The sequence below is a fragment of the Brevibacillus daliensis genome (assembly GCF_021245735.1).
GTDB lineage: Bacteria > Bacillota > Bacilli > Brevibacillales > Brevibacillaceae > Brevibacillus_B > Brevibacillus_B daliensis.
Genome location: NZ_JAJISB010000016.1, coordinates 64301 through 82463, shown reverse-complemented (window position 1 = coordinate 82463; position 18163 = coordinate 64301). Strand labels below are relative to the sequence as shown.

General features: G+C 40.4%; 17 protein-coding genes. 9 read left to right on the top strand and 8 right to left on the bottom strand.

The window, feature by feature from the left end; translation table 11 throughout:
* Positions 1-19 precede the first annotated feature (19 nt).
* The 5 genes from vanG to LM917_RS13570 all read left to right on the top strand — a co-directional run bounded on the left by vanG (position 20) and on the right by LM917_RS13570 (position 5899).
* Entirely contained in the window at positions 20-1075 is a 1056-nt protein-coding gene (vanG, locus tag LM917_RS13590; protein WP_232698068.1) for a D-alanine--D-serine ligase VanG, read from the top strand.
* Positions 1075-1878: a M15 family metallopeptidase gene (locus LM917_RS13585; protein WP_232698067.1), complete on the top strand. Its 804-nt coding sequence runs from the start codon at positions 1075-1077 to the stop codon at positions 1876-1878. The genes vanG and LM917_RS13585 overlap by 1 nt, the downstream gene beginning before the upstream one ends.
* Entirely contained in the window at positions 1868-4021 is a 2154-nt protein-coding gene (gene vanT / locus LM917_RS13580) for a serine racemase VanT catalytic subunit (RefSeq protein WP_232698066.1), read from the top strand. The genes LM917_RS13585 and vanT overlap by 11 nt, the downstream gene beginning before the upstream one ends.
* Positions 4022-4098: 77 nt before the next feature.
* Positions 4099-4794: a response regulator transcription factor gene (locus tag LM917_RS13575; protein WP_232698065.1), complete on the top strand. Its 696-nt coding sequence runs from the start codon at positions 4099-4101 to the stop codon at positions 4792-4794.
* Positions 4787-5899 carry a HAMP domain-containing sensor histidine kinase gene (locus LM917_RS13570; protein ID WP_232698064.1) on the top strand — a complete coding sequence of 371 codons (1113 nt, stop codon included), beginning with the start codon at positions 4787-4789 and terminating at the stop codon, positions 5897-5899. Before LM917_RS13575 ends, LM917_RS13570 begins: the two co-directional genes overlap by 8 nt.
* A gap of 221 nt (positions 5900-6120) precedes the next feature.
* Here LM917_RS13570 and LM917_RS13565 read toward each other — a convergent pair whose 3' ends face one another.
* Positions 6121-6672, bottom strand: coding sequence for an NAD(P)H-dependent oxidoreductase (locus LM917_RS13565; protein ID WP_232698063.1), 552 nt, complete (start codon positions 6670-6672; stop codon positions 6121-6123).
* Positions 6673-6832: 160 nt separating this feature from the next.
* Here LM917_RS13565 and LM917_RS13560 point away from each other — a divergent pair, with 160 nt between their 5' ends.
* Both LM917_RS13560 and LM917_RS13555 read left to right on the top strand, forming a co-directional pair.
* On the top strand, positions 6833-7171 hold the full coding sequence (locus LM917_RS13560; RefSeq protein ID WP_232698062.1) for a winged helix-turn-helix transcriptional regulator: 339 nt from the start codon (positions 6833-6835) through the stop codon (positions 7169-7171).
* Positions 7172-7374: 203 nt separating this feature from the next.
* Positions 7375-8088, top strand: coding sequence for an SDR family oxidoreductase (locus LM917_RS13555; RefSeq protein ID WP_232698061.1), 714 nt, complete (start codon positions 7375-7377; stop codon positions 8086-8088).
* 106 nt (positions 8089-8194) lie between these two features.
* Here LM917_RS13555 and LM917_RS13550 read toward each other — a convergent pair whose 3' ends face one another.
* Entirely contained in the window at positions 8195-8314 is a 120-nt protein-coding gene (locus tag LM917_RS13550) for a helix-turn-helix domain-containing protein (protein WP_309241954.1), read from the bottom strand.
* 109 nt (positions 8315-8423) lie between these two features.
* On the opposite strand from LM917_RS13550, the gene LM917_RS13545 reads away from it, so the two are divergent.
* Together LM917_RS13545 and LM917_RS13540 are read left to right on the top strand one after the other, a co-directional pair.
* Positions 8424-9164 (top strand): SDR family NAD(P)-dependent oxidoreductase, encoded by a 741-nt coding sequence (locus LM917_RS13545; RefSeq protein WP_232698060.1) that lies wholly within the window; start codon positions 8424-8426, stop codon positions 9162-9164.
* A 489-nt stretch (positions 9165-9653) separates the two neighbouring features.
* The gene (locus LM917_RS13540; protein ID WP_232698059.1) at positions 9654-10766 is read left to right on the top strand and encodes a copper amine oxidase N-terminal domain-containing protein; all 1113 of its coding nucleotides are present in this window, start codon (positions 9654-9656) and stop codon (positions 10764-10766) included.
* A 167-nt stretch (positions 10767-10933) separates the two neighbouring features.
* On the opposite strand, the gene LM917_RS13535 is transcribed toward LM917_RS13540, so the two are convergent.
* From LM917_RS13535 to LM917_RS13510, 6 genes are all read right to left on the bottom strand, one after another.
* Positions 10934-11641 (bottom strand): DNA alkylation repair protein, encoded by a 708-nt coding sequence (locus LM917_RS13535; protein WP_232698058.1) that lies wholly within the window; start codon positions 11639-11641, stop codon positions 10934-10936.
* 427 nt (positions 11642-12068) lie between these two features.
* On the bottom strand, positions 12069-12695 hold the full coding sequence (locus LM917_RS13530; RefSeq protein ID WP_232698057.1) for a type 1 glutamine amidotransferase family protein: 627 nt from the start codon (positions 12693-12695) through the stop codon (positions 12069-12071).
* 113 nt (positions 12696-12808) lie between these two features.
* Positions 12809-13771: a helix-turn-helix transcriptional regulator gene (locus tag LM917_RS13525; RefSeq protein WP_232698056.1), complete on the bottom strand. Its 963-nt coding sequence runs from the start codon at positions 13769-13771 to the stop codon at positions 12809-12811.
* A 333-nt stretch (positions 13772-14104) separates the two neighbouring features.
* On the bottom strand, positions 14105-14593 hold the full coding sequence (locus tag LM917_RS13520; RefSeq protein ID WP_232698055.1) for an imm68 putative immunity domain-containing protein: 489 nt from the start codon (positions 14591-14593) through the stop codon (positions 14105-14107).
* A 245-nt stretch (positions 14594-14838) separates the two neighbouring features.
* On the bottom strand, positions 14839-17448 hold the full coding sequence (locus tag LM917_RS13515; RefSeq protein WP_232698054.1) for an ABC transporter permease: 2610 nt from the start codon (positions 17446-17448) through the stop codon (positions 14839-14841).
* Entirely contained in the window at positions 17445-18128 is a 684-nt protein-coding gene (locus LM917_RS13510) for an ABC transporter ATP-binding protein (RefSeq protein ID WP_232698053.1), read from the bottom strand. The genes LM917_RS13515 and LM917_RS13510 overlap by 4 nt, the downstream gene beginning before the upstream one ends.
* Between the last annotated feature and the right edge of the window lie 35 nt (positions 18129-18163).

Sequence of the window (18163 nt, the reverse complement as noted above, 5' to 3'; positions counted from 1 at the left end):
TATGGAAGGAGTGAGCAGTATGAAGAAAATAACAGTCGCCATCTTGTTTGGGGGGTGCTCCTCAGAATATGAGGTATCTCTTAAATCAATGAGCTCGGTGTTAGAAAACATAGATCAAGATAAATATCATGTCATTTTAATAGGGATTACAAGGGAAGGACGTTGGCTTCGATATGATGGCAGCATTGATCGAATTCTGGATAACAGTTGGCATCAAAGCGATGATTCCGTTCCTGCCTTTCTGTCTCCATGCAGACAAATGCAGGGAATCGTTGCACTCAATAATGGTACCATTACAACTACAAAAATTGATGTGGTTTTTCCTGTATTGCATGGTAAAAATGGAGAGGATGGTACCGTTCAGGGGCTATTAGAGCTTGCCGGAATTCCCTTTGTAGGTTGTCATACGCTTTCCTCTGCAATTTGTATGGACAAGGATTTTGCCCACATTCTGGCAAATAGTTCCGGAATAAAAACTCCTCGTTCAGTTACCGCTTTTAAAAATACCAATCTTGATACTCTTATCTCCGCCACCAAAACGTTAGGATTTCCGTTATATGTAAAACCTGCAAAAGAGGGATCCTCCAATGGAATTACAAAAGCACAAAATACCGCTGAATTGATACTGGGTATTGAAAAAGCCTTTTCACATGATAACAAAGTAGTCATTGAGGAAAACATTCCGGGATTTGAAGTGGGATGTGCCGTTCTTGGGAACAGTGATGTAATTGTGGGAGAAGTAGATGAAATCGAATTACTACATGGATTCTTCAATTATGAAGAAAAATATTCGCTGACAACTGCACTCATACATGTCCCAGCTAGAATTGAAAAAGAAGTCGCTGAAAAAATAAAGGAAACAGCAATTCACCTCTATCAGGTTTTTGGCTGTCGTGGTTTCGCACGCGTTGATATGTTTATAACACCGAACGGTGACGTTGTGTTTAATGAAGTGAATACGATTCCAGGCTTTACTACAAAAAGCAGATATCCAAGTATGCTGAGTTCAGCGGGACTTTCCTATACAGAGGTTATTGATAAACTGATTTCTCTGGCTATGGAGGAGGGTTACTGATGATTAAAGCAAGTAAAAATCGTTTTTCTATGATTTATTTGAACAGCCAAAATATGTATTATGGTCATTTAATCCTAGTCAATCATCATTACCCCATTCGGTGGCATTCAGACGACGGTATCCTTCTTAATAACATGAGGCTTATAGATGGAACGCACAACAATATTATGTTGGAAAACACGGCCGCGATTATGTTCAGTAGACTCCTGAAAGCCTCCAACGCAGAGCATGATATCGTACCTGTAAGCGGTTTTCGCAGTAAGGCAGAACAAAAAAACATCTATGATAAGTCCTTACATGATAATGGCTTGGAATTTACAAGACAGTTTGTAGCACGTCCAAATGAAAGCGAACATCAGACTGGGCTTGCTATTGATATTGCTGAAAAAAAGGAAGAAATTGATTTTATTTGCCCATCATTCCCCAACCATGGTGTATGCCAAACATTCAGGGAACTCGCAAGTCAATACGGATTTGTACAACGCTATACCAAAGATAAAGAGCAGCTAACAGGTATTTCGGATGAACCGTGGCATTTTAGGTATGTTGGCTATCCGCATTCTTCTCTAATGGAAGAGCATCACCTTTGTCTTGAAGAATATATAAATTTTACGAAAAACTACGAATTTCACAATGAACATTTACTGGTAGGTAATCAGAGAATTGAAATCTACTATGTAAAGGCAGAAGATTTTATTACACAAATCCCAATTGTACATGGTGCACGATACCAAATATCTGGTAACAATGTGGATGGATTTATTGTTACTGTATTTCATAAAGAGAATCGTAATGAGTGTTAGTAGTAATAAGCAGTATAGCGGGTTGGATGGTTTCAGAATAATTGCCGCAATACTTGTGATTGCTCTTCATACTTCACCACTTCTGTCATTTAGCGAGTTTGCTGATTTTACTTTAACCCGTATAGTAGCTAGGATTGCGGTTCCGTTTTTCTTTATGTGTACAGGATTTTTCTTTTTACAAAAGATTGGCAAAGATAAGAGTAAGAATACCTATATGTTGCAGCAGCTTTTATATAAAGTGGGAAGACTTTATGTGCTTTCGATCATTTTATATATTCCCGTAAATATATACACTGGATATTTTACAAATAACTTTACTCTATTTTCATTGGTGAAAGATATTTTGTTTAACGGGACAATGTATCATCTCTGGTATTTTCCTGGCATTATGCTAGGGGTTTGTATCAGCTACTTTTTATATACAAGGCTTTCTGCAAAGATAACTTTTTTGGTTACCGTTCTTTTATATGTAATCGGCTTATTCGGTGACAGTTATTTTGTATTTGCACAGATGAATCCGTATAGTAACGCATTCTATCAATCTATGTTCACCCTATTCGATTACACGAGAAATGGCATATTTTTTGCACCTGTGTTTATTGTCATGGGAGGGATGATTGCAAATTCCAATCACGGACGACGAAATGTTATATCTTACGCATTCGGATTAATATTGTACGGAAGCTTGCTAGTAACGGAAGGTTTACTTTTACATGCGTATCATATTCAGCGACATGACAGTATGTATATTTTTTTGATTCCGTATATGTACCTATTATTTCAGCTATTACTTTGTTTTAAAGGCAGAAGCATAGAATATTTGCGAAAGCTGAGCTTATACGTCTATATCATACATCCAATGTGTATTGTGCTTATTCGTGCAGTTGGAAAAATAACAGGACTTACACAGTTGATTGTGGAGAACAGCTTGATTCATTTTATGCTGGTAACAGCGTTGTCATTTGCTATTTCTATAATTTGGCTGTCAATTGTAAAGAGGTATCGTGGAGACACTCTTAATCAAACAGGACGAGCATGGGTTGAAATCGATTTTCATCATTTACGTCATAATGTAAAGGAAATCCAGCGTATTCTGCCTGAAAACTGTGAAATAATGGCCGTAACGAAGGCGCAGGCATACGGTCATGGGGGATGGCAAATTGCCAAATACGTAAGTAAATTGGGGATCAACCATTTTGCCGTTGCAACAATTGATGAAGGAATAGAGCTTAGGAAAAAAGGCGTAAGGGGAGATATTTTGGTTTTAGGATTTACTCACGAAAGCAATATACACAAAATTGCCCGATACAAGCTTACGCAAACTGTGGTGGATGAAGAATATGCAAAAAAACTGAATGACTGCGATATAAAGATACCTGTTCATATCAAGATAGATACAGGAATGGGAAGACTGGGAGAATCCTGTAAAAACATAGAAAAAATTGCTTCCATGTATCTATATGAAAATTTACACGTCTGCGGCACATTTACGCATCTGTCTGTAGCTGACAGTTTGGAAGAACGGGATATCCAATATACCAAAAATCAAATTGCACATTTCGATGAAGTTATTGAACAGCTAAAAGCAATAGGGATAGCTCCAAAGAAACTACATGTTCAAAGCAGCTACGGTGTGCTTAACTATGGTGAACTTAATTATGATTATGCACGTGTTGGTATCGCTCTTTACGGTATGTTGAGTTGTGAAGAAGATGAGGTTAAAGCAAACATTGACTTACGTCCTGTACTTTCACTCAAAGCACGAGTTGTGCAGGTAAAAAATGTGGATAAAGGAAATACCGTAGGCTACGGACGTAAATATACAGCAGAACAAGACGGCAAAATTGCAATAATTTCAATCGGATATGCGGATGGGATTCCACGTATGTTGTCACAAACAAGCGCTAACTGCCTAATAAAGGGGAAAAAAAGACCCATTGTTGGCACGATTTGCATGGATCAGCTAATTGTAGATATTACAAATATGGAAGATGTAAAGCAAGGGGATATTGCAACATTTATTGGAAAGGATCAAAATGAATACATTTCAGCTGACCAAGTGGCAAATCAGTGTAAGACGATAACCAATGAATTGGTAAGTCGTTTAGGAGAACGTGTAAAAAAAGTATACATGACTGATTAGTTAGCGATGAGGAGTAGGTTAGACATGAAACTGATATAATGATAATAAAGAGATTTTTATACCGGGGGTTGGATAAAATGAAGCGCATTACCATTTTAATAGCAGATGACGAGACGGAGATTGCAGAGTTGATTGCATTACATCTTCAAAAAGAGGGGTACCGTACCTTAATCGCATCTGACGGTAAGGAAGCTATTCATGCAATTCAAACCCATTCTATCGATCTAGCAATCCTTGATATCATGATGCCCAAACTGAACGGCTATGAAGTAACCCGACAAATTCGCGAACATTATCGCATGCCTATCATCTTTTTGAGTGCCAAAACTACAGATATGGATAAGATCTCAGGACTTGTGATGGGGGCAGATGATTATATGACCAAACCATTTAACCCAATGGAATTGATCGCCCGTGTAAATGCTCAGCTACGTCGTTTCATGCAGTTAAATCAACCAACTAACGTGAACAACACATTATTGGAGTTAAGTGGATTGCTCATTTCTCCTGAACAACGTACCGTTAGTCTTTACGGCAAGCCTATTGAATTAACACCTAAAGAATTTGATATTTTGTATCTACTGGCCCGCTATCCTAAGAAAGTCTACAGTGCCGAAAATATATTCCAACAGGTGTGGGGGGAAGCATACTACGAAAGCGGCAATACTGTCATGGTACATATTCGTACCTTAAGGAAAAAGCTTGGAGATGATAAAAATAAAAACAAACTTATCAAAACCGTATGGGGTGTGGGGTACTCATTCAATGGCTAAGATGTTACGAAGTTTTCGGTTTAACATGATTTTGTTATTGGGTGTAAGTTTGATTCTATCTGGTACGATCACCTACCTACTCTATAAAATTCTCCAGCTTTATTATCACTCCAATGTTCGGTTTGAAGATAACCTGCACAATGTACGCAAAATCATCCAAACTATTGGTGATATTAATGTCTTCTTGATCATTTTTATCCCACTCGCAATTTTATTTTTCTTTCTCCTCACCAAACGTTATACAACTTATTTTAAAGAGATTTCCACTGGTATTAATCGTCTCGCCAATGGCGATTTTACAAGTCGAGTTCAAATCTCATCCGATGATGAGTTTGGCGATATTGCGAAAGATATTAATCTGGCAATCGAACAATTACAGCAAGCCATCGAAAGAGGAGATTTTGCAGAAAGCAGCAAAGATCAATTAGTCTTGAATTTGGCTCATGATTTACGTACACCATTGACTTCTGTAATAGGTTATTTAGATTTCATTCTAAGAGACGATCAATTGACTGATGAACAAGTCAAACATTATACAACTATTGCTTTTACTAAGTCTCAACGGTTAGAGAAGCTTATTGATGAGTTATTCGAAATTACCAGAATGAATTACGGCATGCTTACGATTGAAAAAAAGAGAATCGATCTAAGCGAACTGCTAATACAATTAAATGAAGAATTATATCCTGCCTATGAGAATAATCATCTAACAGCTAGATTGAATGTGACTCCCAGTTTACATGTATACGGAGATGGAGACCTGCTGGCACGGGTATTCGAAAATCTCCTGACCAACGCAATCCGTTATGGAAATGACGGTCAGTTTGTTGATACCAACAGCTATCTTGATGGAGAAGATGTGGTAGTTCAAGTGATCAATTATGGAGATCATATCCACCCCGATATATTGCCACATCTCTTTGATATGTTTTTTACCGGCGACCAAGCACGAACCCATCAAGTGGGAAGTACAGGTCTTGGCTTATTCATTGCAAAGAATATAGTAACGCAACATAATGGAATTATTTCTGCCGAAAGCAGTTTAGTTCGTACTCTCTTTGAAGTACGTCTACCACAAGAACAATTATCAGAACAACCCAGTTAGAATCTATCGGTTTTTTTGATATTATGAGAGGACATTACACGAAAAGGCAATCTCAGCAGAGACTGCCTTTTCGTGTTGGAATCCCGAACCTTAACGGTGGCCATTGTGTTTCTGATACGCTAGTCGGCTGTTTCAGTCAGTCTGTATCCAAAAGTGGAACAATCCCCTTGAAGGTGGTATCTTCAATATCGCTTCGTTCCGATTCAATCTCGTCGAGCGGTTTAGAGATGCAATTCCTCTTTCAAGTGCGCTTTCAGACCGGATACGAACCGATCGATGTCAGGGTTTTTCATTACATCGTAACACCCGTAGCTCTTAAGCGGCTTCATGCCAAGATAGGCTTGTGCACGATGCAGGTGGTCCAACGCTTCATCTAAGCTTTTCCCCCCGAAAAACTGGAACGGATCCATAAATGCTTGCTTCGGCGCATTCCATGTCGTCGAGAACATATATTGCTTATCCGTTAATAGTCCGCCTCTACCATATTCGTCAGCTCCCTTAAAGAAGAGCCCGTAAGTATATACTTCATCCATATAAGTCTTAAATAACCCCGGAACGCTGAACCAGTAGATAGGCGTCTGGTAGATGATTACGTCAGCCCGTAAGAACTTTTGCTGCTCTTCTTCGATGTTATAGCCATCTTGAATGGTAGTCGTTTGAACCCGGTTCGTTTCGCTTAAATAATGGACCATGACATCCGCCAATGTTTGGTTTAATTGACCTCCTGTCGATCCGTATTTCTGATGACCGTTTATAACAAGTATATTTTTCATCTTCATTCTCTCCTTGTTTATCGCATTTTGTTGCTGTTAGCGAGAATAACACCTATGGTTCCTTTTGGGAAGTAATGATATTTATTTCATTAAGTATCAAAAAAGTTATTTTTGTAATATACTTAAGAAAATCCGTTCATTATTAAAGGAGAATATTGCCATGGATATAAGTGAACCGATCATACTTACTAAAGGAACACCAGGCGAAAGATGTCCAATCGCCAAGACGCTCGACCTGATCGGGTCCAAGTGGACGTTCCTTATCATACGTGACCTGCTTATTGAAGGAACGATGCGGTTCAGCGACTTACTAAAGTCGATGGATGGAATCAGTCCGAAGACTCTCTCGCTCCGTCTTAAGGAACTGGAGGAGCAACATATCGTGGTGAGAACCGTTTATCCGGAAGTTCCACCACGCGTGGAATATACGATAACCGAAAAAGGAAAAAGCTTAGAAAGCATTTTCATCGAATTGAAGCGATTTGGACTTACTTTGTAATGAAACGATGGATCAGATAAATAACCGTAATCAGCCTTTTATGCTGGATACGGTTTTTTTGTCGTGTACTATTCAACACGGTAACCACACAATAATATCTTTTAGGTAACTATATGAATTAATTATAACTACTTCCCTAAAGGAACTATTATAGATACACTGTTCCTTGTAAGCCACAACCAAGCTCTCGGGAGGAATGCAATATGCTGCAAGGTCATAAAATAGTAATTATCGGTGGAAGTTCCGGAATTGGCATGCAGACTGCCAAGCAAGCCATAGAGCAAGGCGCAGAAGTGATTATTGCCAGCCGCTCTGAGGATAAGCTGAAAGCAGCGGTATCTGCATTAAACGATAAAGTTACGGCTTATAAGCTGGATACCACACATGAGGAACAAGTTCAGTCCTTCTTTGCGACTGTAGGCCGGTTCGATCACCTGGTGATAAGCGCTGCGGAAACGTCAGGCGGATCGTTCCTTGAAACAGACACCGCCAAAGCCCGTCAATTGTTCGACAACAAATTCTGGGGACAGTATTATGCAGTAAAGTATGGGGCTCCAAACATGTCTACGAACGGTTCCATTACCTTATTCTCCGGTGTCGTTGCTTATAAGACGATGACGGGATCGTCCATACTCGGTGCCGTAAATGCGGCAGTCTCTAATCTCGGTCAGACGTTAGCCTTGGAGCTGGCGCCGATCCGAGTGAATATCGTGTCGCCCGGCATTATTGACACCCCTTCCCGCAGTAAAATGCCGGAAGAGACGCGCAATCAATTCTATGACTCTCTGGCAGGCAAGCTTCCCGTCCGCCGGATAGGTCAACCAGAAGATGTCGCACAAAGCGTGTTGTATTTGATCCAGAACGGTTTCGTGACCGGTACCGTTCTCCATGTCGAGGGCGGACATATTCTAACTTAAGTCTTTAGCAGCCCCATTCTCTGGGAAATGAAGCCTTCTCGACATATTGACACATCCGGTTCCCTTTACTTTAAAGGACAGGATGTGTCTTCTTCTACCATATGAATTACAGTCTTTTCATTAGTTGGACTCCTAAATCTGTCTCCAGTTTCTGAATTTGCGTGGTTACAATGGATTGTGCATAGTTCATTTCCTTTGTAGCTGGAACAAAACTTTCATATTTCACAATCTAATGAAAAGTTTTTAATGTATTTAAATTTTCAATTATACAAATGTTAGCTGTATAGATACAATATTACATATATCAGTTTTCAGTAATTAAAGGAGAGGGTGTTATGGATTTAAAAAACAAAGTGGCACTGGTTACTGGAGGGGGTACTGGAATTGGCAGGGCTACCTGTCTCGCATTATCTAAACGCGGAGCATCGGTAGCGATAAACTATTCACGTTCAAAAGTCGACGCAGAAGAAACAGTGCAGATGATTAAGTCAAATGGCGGACGTGCCATTGCGATTCAAGCTGATGTTTCTCAGGACAACGAAGTCAGGTCTATGGTGCATCAAATCGTACAGACTTTCGGAACGATCGATTTGCTTGTTAATAATGCAGGCATTACGCAGCATTTCCCTTTTGATGATCTTGAAGCTGCGACGGACGAGGTATGGGATGAACTTTTTGATGTGAATGTGAAAGGTATGTTTTACTGTTCGCGAGCTATCGCTCCTTTCATGAAGGAGAGACAACGTGGTGCAATTGTAAATATTGGAAGCATAGCAGGGCAAACCGGAATGGGGTCTTCTCTTCCATATGCTGTATCCAAGGCGGCGGTTCATGGTCTAACGAAATCGTTAGCACGAGCACTGGCTCCAAACATCAGTGTCAATTGTGTCGCTCCAGGAGCCGTAGAGACAAGATGGTGGGCTGGTAGAGAAAAACAAATGAATAGTATTGCTCCCAACCTGTTACTGCAACACCTTTCAACACCTGAGGATATCGCCCAGTTCATTTGTTCCGTATTGGAACAAGAAGCCATGACAGGTCAGATCATCACCGTAGACAGTGGTCAAACCTTGTGAAAATTTCATAAAAACTTCAGTGATCTCTACTCTCGCTTTACTATCACTTGTGATACGGTACTGCGTAACGAATCTAACGGATAATTTTCTTTACGTCATTACAACATAAATCCGCCAACCTGATACAACTGCATGTGCACCAAGTTGGCGGATCACCATTATGGGCCACGCAATCTTCGGAGACTAATCCACCTTCTTATAACCCTCTCCCACAAATACGTAACCAATCTTTTAGACTTACATAATCACTCTAATAATATCGAACAACGGAAAAAGTTGTATGGAAAGAATGACAATCGTAACAATCGTCATTTTTTTATAATCCCAAATACCCTATTGTTTTTTTGTCAGTAATAGTCTTTATTTACTAACTAATCCATGTCTGCATGAGTCGATCGTTTTATTTTGACCATTAGAGGTTTACAAAAAACACCTCGGTTGCTAACTTGGTACTGTGTTCTCATTATTTTCTTTTAAGGAGGTATATAAATGAAGTTCACCCAAAAACTTATATGGATCTTAGCCACGTTACTCCTGACTCAAAGCCTTGTCATGCCAGATTACATCCAAGCGGCAGACAGCAAAGAGCAGGCCGTCAAGAAAGTAAAGAAAGATTATGATACTTACGAAAAAAGCGCAAAAGATAATTACAAAAAATACGCGGACTCAGAAAAGGCAAGCTATCAATCGCTGCTAAAACTTGTAGACAATGACTATAAGCACCTGAAAGATATCGCATCTGACGATTACAACAAATTGAAGAAGAAATACGATTCTCGGAAACTAGATAGCTATTACGGTGAGATTAACAGGCTGGGTCGATCAGTGGACATCTACTATGGAGAAATCCATAGACTCGGTCAATCGATGGATCGCTACTACGGCGATATCTATCGACTGGCAGGGGCCCTCGACAGGTATTATGGAGATATCTATCGACTCACAGAAACACTGGATCGCTATTATGGCGAGGTTCATCGAATTGGAGGAACACTGCATCGATTTGAGCAGGGCAAATCAAGCATAACCCAGCTGAATAAGGATTTTGCAGAAATCAAAAGTAATACACATAATGCCCTTACCAATCGGGTTCAGGTTACCACGCAAAGCATTCAGGAGCGCAGAGCCAGCACTATCAAATCGTTATGTTTGGCTAAACGAACCGCCATTGAGAATCTGAACCGGGAAAGGAAAGAGGTTACTGGAGAGACGATTGACTTTGGTACATTTGGGATTGACAGCCTATGCGGCCAACCAATTAAAGTCTTCATAGATGGCGTTGAGCAAGATCTCTCCCAAGAGCCAGTCATCATTCAGGGAAATACGCTCGTTCCACTAAAACAGATCTTTGTGGCACTGGGAGCAGATGTGTCATGGAATGCACTTGACCAATCCGTGTCGGTTACCAAAGGCCAACGGGAGCTTTGGTTCCAGATCAACAACCGAGATGTCCGGCTTAACGGAAAAGAAAAGACGGTTTCTGTAGCCCCGACAATCATCCAAGGCACCTCGATGGTACCCGTCTCTTTAGTCGGTGAAGCTTTAGAGGTCAATGTGCAATGGGACGGCCAGACAAGATCTGTACTGATTAGTACAAAGTAAGCAGCTGTTACTATCAATTGAAAAATCCCTCTGGAAAATGACGTACCCCCTAAAGTAGACATTTGTAAAACCCTTGCGGCAGTAACTGCCAACCTTCTTTGCTCATTACAATCTAAGGCTGTCAAGAATGTCTTGACAGCCTTCCTTTGCATCTTAATCATTCCAGACTAACACCTTACATATTTTCGTTTGAAGCCGAGCTGCCCTTTATCTACCGCCTTTTGAATATTATCGGAAGCGTTCAAAAACTTGCTTTTGGCGGTATCGCGATTAACTTCTACCGGGCCTACTTCCTTCGCGATCGCGGCCGCCTTATCATGGAGCGGCAGATAGGATACTCCCACAGTGTAAATGAAATTGTTCATCGCGTATTTCGTACGCTCAGGTGCATCATGAATTGTATTTTTTACAAGTTCCAACATATCGGCAATTTTCTCTTCAGGAAATTCACTATCCGGACGATTCCCGAGTAGCCAGCAGTAGCAGCTCCAGCCCGCCGACATTTTTAGCTCTATATCGCTTGCAATCCATTTATCAGCAACTTGTTGCGCAATATCCGTTTCTGCCAAAGTTACTGCTACCACAAAATCCGATAGCATATAAAAATAAGCCCTATCAACCCAACGTTCAAAGTCCGCCTCAGACATTGCTTTAGGATCCGCGATCACCCCGGCAAAGTACATCGCATCGTAATTCCCTGTAGCATAAAGCTCCTCGGCTAATGGTTGATTACGTTTTATTTTCCTAAAAATGGGCTTCATCTGGCCTGTAGCCACGCCAAAAAGCGGTTCGTGCGCGCCATTGGATAGGTATATCTTCTTAGTGCGCTCCTTGCCGAGAGCTTCAAGCTCTTGCATGACCATTTCTAGATTCATTATTCGCACTTCCTTTTTAATGGTTTGTCGTTAGGGATTAAGCCGTCTTAACTTGAATATATCATAAAGCGGCCTTAATCCAATGAAATCAGGACCAAGACCGCTTAATTTTGTCAAACCATGTCACCCTGTTAAATCTTAATACAAATAAGCTTTTGCCTTCAGTAGCTATACTGAGACATGCATCAGACCTTTCCACGATATCAATCCCAGTTACGGGCAAACAAAACCTGCATAAAAAAGAACGATCCTTTCCGTCGTCCCCCTTTGGACAAATAGATACCGAGCTAGAGGATTTCCGGGGAGTTGTCCTGACAGAGACGATACAATACCTGACTGTACAGGGCGTCGATCTGTCTTATGCACGTTTCGTGGAGGCTGATTTGGGGCTACATCGTATTTGGATATCATATTTCTTCTTATACCTTTATTGGATTGAATTCATCAACTCATAGAAATACTTGGATTCATGAGTCTTATGAAGACTATACCAGGCATCTAATGTTTTTGAAGAAAACACACCCAGAGCCCTCAATACATGTACAGAAAATTCTAATGGAGCTATTCCAGATGCTGTGATCAATTTTCCATCCGTTACTACAGACTCCATTTTGTAATACTTTTCGCCTGTATAAGTAGGACAGATCATTTTAAGGTATTCCAGATCATTGCTTGTATGCCAACGTGAATTCAGCAATCCTGTCTGGGCAAGTCCCACTGTAGCACCACAAATCGCAGCAACCAGTATACCTTCCTTTAAACACCTCTCAACCATTTTTAAGATGGGTTGGTGATTTGTTTCTGTCCATGTATCTCCACCTGGTAAAATCAATGCATCTGTGCTTTCCATGTTGCACTCATCCAGACTGATGTCAGGTAATATTTTCAATCCGCCCATTGTAGTTACAGGAGTCTTTTCAATTCCCATGGTAACTAACTTTGTTGAGGACAGCCCCTTTTTATAATATCTTCCCGAGTTCAGTTCGGCAGTTAAGTAACCTATTTCCCAGTCTGCCATTGTGTCAAACACATACAGATATACCGTATTAATCATTTGCAAGTTCTCCTTATTTTACAATTCATCAAATGATACCTACCATCCATCGGTAATCAATGATTATCATCATAATAAAATAACTTCACTGACATCTGCTGTCAGTGAAGTTACTAAAGCTGATAATATTCCATTAACTCCGACGCAACAACAACGAGTTTTTCTTTCAAACTCTGTGGTTCGATTACTTGAATGGATTTCCCGTAGGATAGGAGAAGAGAAGGGACATAAGTATCAATTGACTTTTCCTCAAGTAAAAAGATTGCTTGATTTGATGTCCGCTCTTTCAGATAATGCCCCAAGTACCAATGCAGGCATAAGTCATCCAATGCATCTGACCTGCCTCCGATAATTAAAGAAATTAACCCGTCCTTGCCCACTAAATCAGGTAACAGATTTTGCATAAAAAATTCACGGGGCGAAAAGGCTTCGGGACGCTTAAATATTATTTGAGTACGCTTGATTTGTAGAATCCGTTCTACCCGAAAGGTGCGGATCTCATTCCTTAAGTGGCAAAATGCAACAGTATACCATTTATTGTTCCAGTAAACCGTACCATAAGGGTCTATCACCCTATTCTTGGGTTGCTCTTCATGGCATGTGCGATAATCAATTTCTACAGAGAATTCGTTTTCTACAGCCTGCTCCAATTCCACCAATACAGGCTGAATAGAAGGGTATTCCCTCCGGTTTATAACTTCAAATCCGGCTAAATGACGACTAAGTATACTTTCCTGCTCCTGATTTGAATACATTTTCAACTTTGATGTCGCATTACCTAATGCCTCACTCAAAGGGTATCCGGCTTCTTTTGCAAAAACCGCAGCATGAAGGAGAGCCTTTTTTTCTTCAATATCAAATAGCAGAGGTGCTCTGATAAAATTATTCAGCAAGCTATACCCGCCATTATGACCTGAGTCGGATATTATAGGTACTCCACTGGCACATAGTGCATCAATATACCGATATACTGTCCTTATATTTATTTCTAACTTTTCGGATATTTGCTTTGCAGTCATTTTTACGCCCGAATTCAGCAACCATAGAATTGCCAGCATATTATCGTTTTTTGGCATAACATGTACCCTCATCCTTTATTAAACCTCAATATTTTATTACACAAAATTATTAGCTTTGCGACTCACCTGTATCCCTTTATACATAAATCTTTAAGCCTTTCAATCCTCACGCAGCGCGGCGCGAAATCGCTAAACCTTCCCCTATTGAAAGGCTAAGACCACACCTTCATAACATGAACAGAAGGCCGTCGAAGTACTCGACCGCCTGATTGTAGGTGATTCAACTATTATTTCCATTAGTTCAATGAATGCCTATCATAACGTGTTTCCTTACATGTACCGAAATATCCGAAAGCCTTCTGCGGTCGTCTTGTAGTGAGCTGGGTAAACTTATAACAGCTCATCTGCGATCATTTTTGCCTTTTCCGCAAGCTCCCTCATATCATCGGCCGGAACAAGCTCGGCTAATTCGTAAGCCAGCGGATTACGGGAAAACTTGTACAATTCATCCCGAAGCAGGTTTCTTTTTTCTTCGGAGGAATCAATATAAAGTTTGCACGGCTGCCTAGCCTCATCCAAATCATGCAAATCGACATAGCCTGATTTAAGAGACTCCAACACAATGGCTGAAAGATCGATTAGAGCACCGCAGGCAATATCAAGTTCTACCCGAAACATGCCGTTAGCACTTTTCATATCAAATCCAATATTTCCGCCGTATTTCAAGTCTCCCTCGGAAAGCAGAACATCCAAACCCAAGTCCTTTAAAATCTGATTGAGCGTCACATCTGTTGAGTCTAATTGTTCCAAATAGTCTATTATTGCCAGCGAATCATCGGAACCGCCAATTAAATCTCCCCACCATTTGCTTATGTACATGTTCTTCCCCCGCTTTCTTTTAGGCATTGTAATTTTCCAAATAAGATAGTTTCATTATACAAGAGGTTATAGGCTTTAACTACGCTTAATCCCCCAAAAGCATATTTATCAATGCCGCTTCAACCTTTATCATCATTTTGGGCTTTACTACTATTTGTGGTACGGTTCAGCTTAACGGGTCTATCGGCAAAAAATGAAAGAGGGCTGGCATAACCAGCCCCTGCCTTACTAGGCACCCTTTTGTTCTATATATTCTCCTGCTTTAAGGCATCAATAATGTTTTCTTTTTTCACTTTTGAACTGGAATACAACATTGCTGCACCAACAATGACGAACACAGCAACAATGACAAACAAAATATCTGTCCAAGGAAGTGTGAATCTATAGCTAAAGGTGTACATCGCCGACTTATGGATCAAATATATCACTGCTATGCTGAGCGGAAGCCCGTAGAGCAGCGACTTTATCCCATAGAAGATGCTTTCATAATTCATCATTTTATTAAAGCCTTGCGGTGTCATTCCAACGGATTTGAGCATTGCAAATTCTCGTTTGCGCAGTGATATGCTCGTGGAGATTGTATTGAATATGTTGGCAATCGATATTAACGTAATTAATACGATAAAGCCATAAGTAAATACAGACATGAGCATAATCATTTGTTCTTCCTGTTGTCTGCCTTGATACACATTGTAAACAGACATATGATTTTCTTTGATCTCTTCAATTTGCTGCTGTGTATTCATTGGATCTGCACTCTTGAGATAGATATACGTTTGAATTTCGCTCCTTATCTGATCATCAATCAGTTGATTCATGACCTGTTCCGAGACGATAATATTTAAATTACCTACTCCTACAGATAGAATACCCATAGGAAGTTGATCGGTCAGAGCAGCAATCTTCACTTGGTTTAAGTTTATCCATTTATCTGTTAGCCCACCTGTATAAATTAAATCAAGACTATTGCCAACCTTCGTATAGATGGCTTTTGTTTCAACATATTTCTCTGTTATCATATCTTCATAAATTGTCGTATCAATTACAATCGCGGCTAATTGTTCTGGGTCAACTAGTTGTTCGTAATCTGCTCCAATAGCTGTAGCATATGCTCGCAAACTCTCTTCATTTAGTGCATTAACCTCAATATTATAAGGTAATTTTCCGTTCTTAAGCATGCTATTATCCATCTTCACCCGCTCTCGCAATTCTGGTGCAAGTGATGCTTCTTCAACCAAAGAGGATACACCCAATTTTTGTATAACACTAGCTTCTGTTACATCCTTTAGGGTTGTTATGGATTGTATCAATGGATCATTGGTTGTTCTGTCTTCATTACCCATATAGACCTCAATATCATAATTCACACCATCCTGCGAGAGTACAAGCGATTTAGACAAACTAGAGGTGAAGAAGGATACGGCTAAAAAAAGAACAATACTAATCACAAGTGAAAACACGGTTGCCTTGTATCTGCGCTTATTTCGTTTTAGGTTCTTCAAGCCGATTTCCGCTTCAATTCCGAACAACCTACGAATGAGCTTCGACGTTTTGACCGCTTTGCCAGTCAGCTTAATATCTGTTGTCTGCCTGATTGCATCAATAGCAGAGATCTTAGAAGCCTTCATGGCTGGCAGATACGTTGAAATGAAAATGGTCAGGATCGAGATCGCACAAGCAACTACTATTGATAAAGGCGTAAAGATCACTATAAATTTCTCTGTTAATCCTAATGCTCCTTGAACCATAGAGTTAATGAACATAAAAGTGATGCCAATTCCCACAAGGCCACAGATGATTCCAATAGGGATAGAGATCAGACCGATGACCATTCCCTCAAAAAATACCGAGTTTCGCTTCTGCCTTCTGGTCGCCCCCACACTTGAAAGCATACCTAAATGACGCGAACGTTCCGAAACGGAAATCGCAAATGCATTGTAGATCAACGAAACTGAGCCAATAACAATGACCGTCATAATGATTGCAGTCAAGGAATAAAGCGTGCTCCGCAAGTTATCATTATTCGTTATACCGTAATAACGCAATAAATCATTGTTAAATACAACAGACTCTGGATCGATTGCATTGGCCTTAGCTAAATCTCCAGCATGCGTATATAAGGTGCTTTTGACTTTTTTTAAGACAACCGTAGCATTAACCTTGCCATCAGCATCAATCATACTTTCATCAACATAAGATAGGATGGTATAACCAGGAGCCCAGGTCTGTTCCCACGTTGGACGCTTGATGACGCCTACTACAGTGTAACTTCCTGACCTGGTATTCTTTAAGATTTCCGCATTCTGATCATCCCCGAATCGCAAGGGGTCATTCTGTGTAAGTGCTCGCTGTATATCCTCTTTGTCTTCTGCAAATCTTTCACCAACCTCAAGTGTGAAAGTATCACCAATCTTGTAATCCACTTTAGCACCCTTTGCAATTTCCTCCGAAATAACGACCTCATTGCTCGCTTGCGGAAGCCTTCCCTGGCTTAGTTCAATCGGAAACTGTTCAAAGCCTTGTTTATTAAATTCCCTGATAAATAAATAGGGCTTATTGGGATTGCGTCCCCCTTCTAGAGGAGCGTAGCCTCGATCCCTTGAGATCACTACCGTTTGTGTTGCTTCATCTGCTTTAACCGCTTCAAGCTGAGCTTTGTTCACATCTTTATAAAGAACATGCCATTCTCCGTTGTCTGCGATCGACTGTCTTTGCATTAAATTCATAAAAGAGATGCCAAGAGTTGCAACAGCCATCACCATCGCAACAGATATAATGACGCCAATAATGGTCACAAGCGTCCGTCTTTTGTTCTGTTTCAAATGCCTTATCGTTAGTTTATTGACAATATTCATGGACGGATCACCTCATCCTTGGCGATCCTCCCGTCTTCAATCGCAATGACTCGATCCGCTTGCAGCGCAATCCGTTCATCATGCGTAATGATGATCAACGTCTGGTTATTGGTTCGATTAAACATTTTAAGTAGATCGATAATTTCTCCACTATTCTTGCTGTCCAAATTACCTGTCGGCTCGTCTGCCAGCATTATGGCAGGATTACTAACCAGCGCTCTGCCGATTGAAACCCGCTGCTGCTGTCCCCCGGAAAGCTGATTCGGCAAATGATTTAAGCGATTTTGTAAATTTAATGTTGTTACGATATCATCAAGGTGCTTCTTATTCACCTTATGTTCATCAAGTAGCAAGGGCAGTGTGATATTCTCTTCAACCGTTAGGATCGGAATCAGATTATAGAATTGATAAATCAAGCCAATCTGCCGGCGCCTAAAGATCGCAAGCTGCGTTTCATTCAAGTTATATATATCTGTGTTATCGACAAATACCTTGCCACTTGTCGGCCTGTCCACACCGCCCAGCATATGCAGGAGTGTTGATTTCCCAGAACCAGATGGACCGATAATCGCGACAAACTCCCCTTTTTTTACTGAAAATGAAATGTCATCAAGCGCCTTTACGGCTGTTTCCCCTTTGCCATACACTTTAGACAGATGTTCTATTCGTAAAATTTCCATGGCTAAACCTCCACTATTCAGATAATGGATTTAGT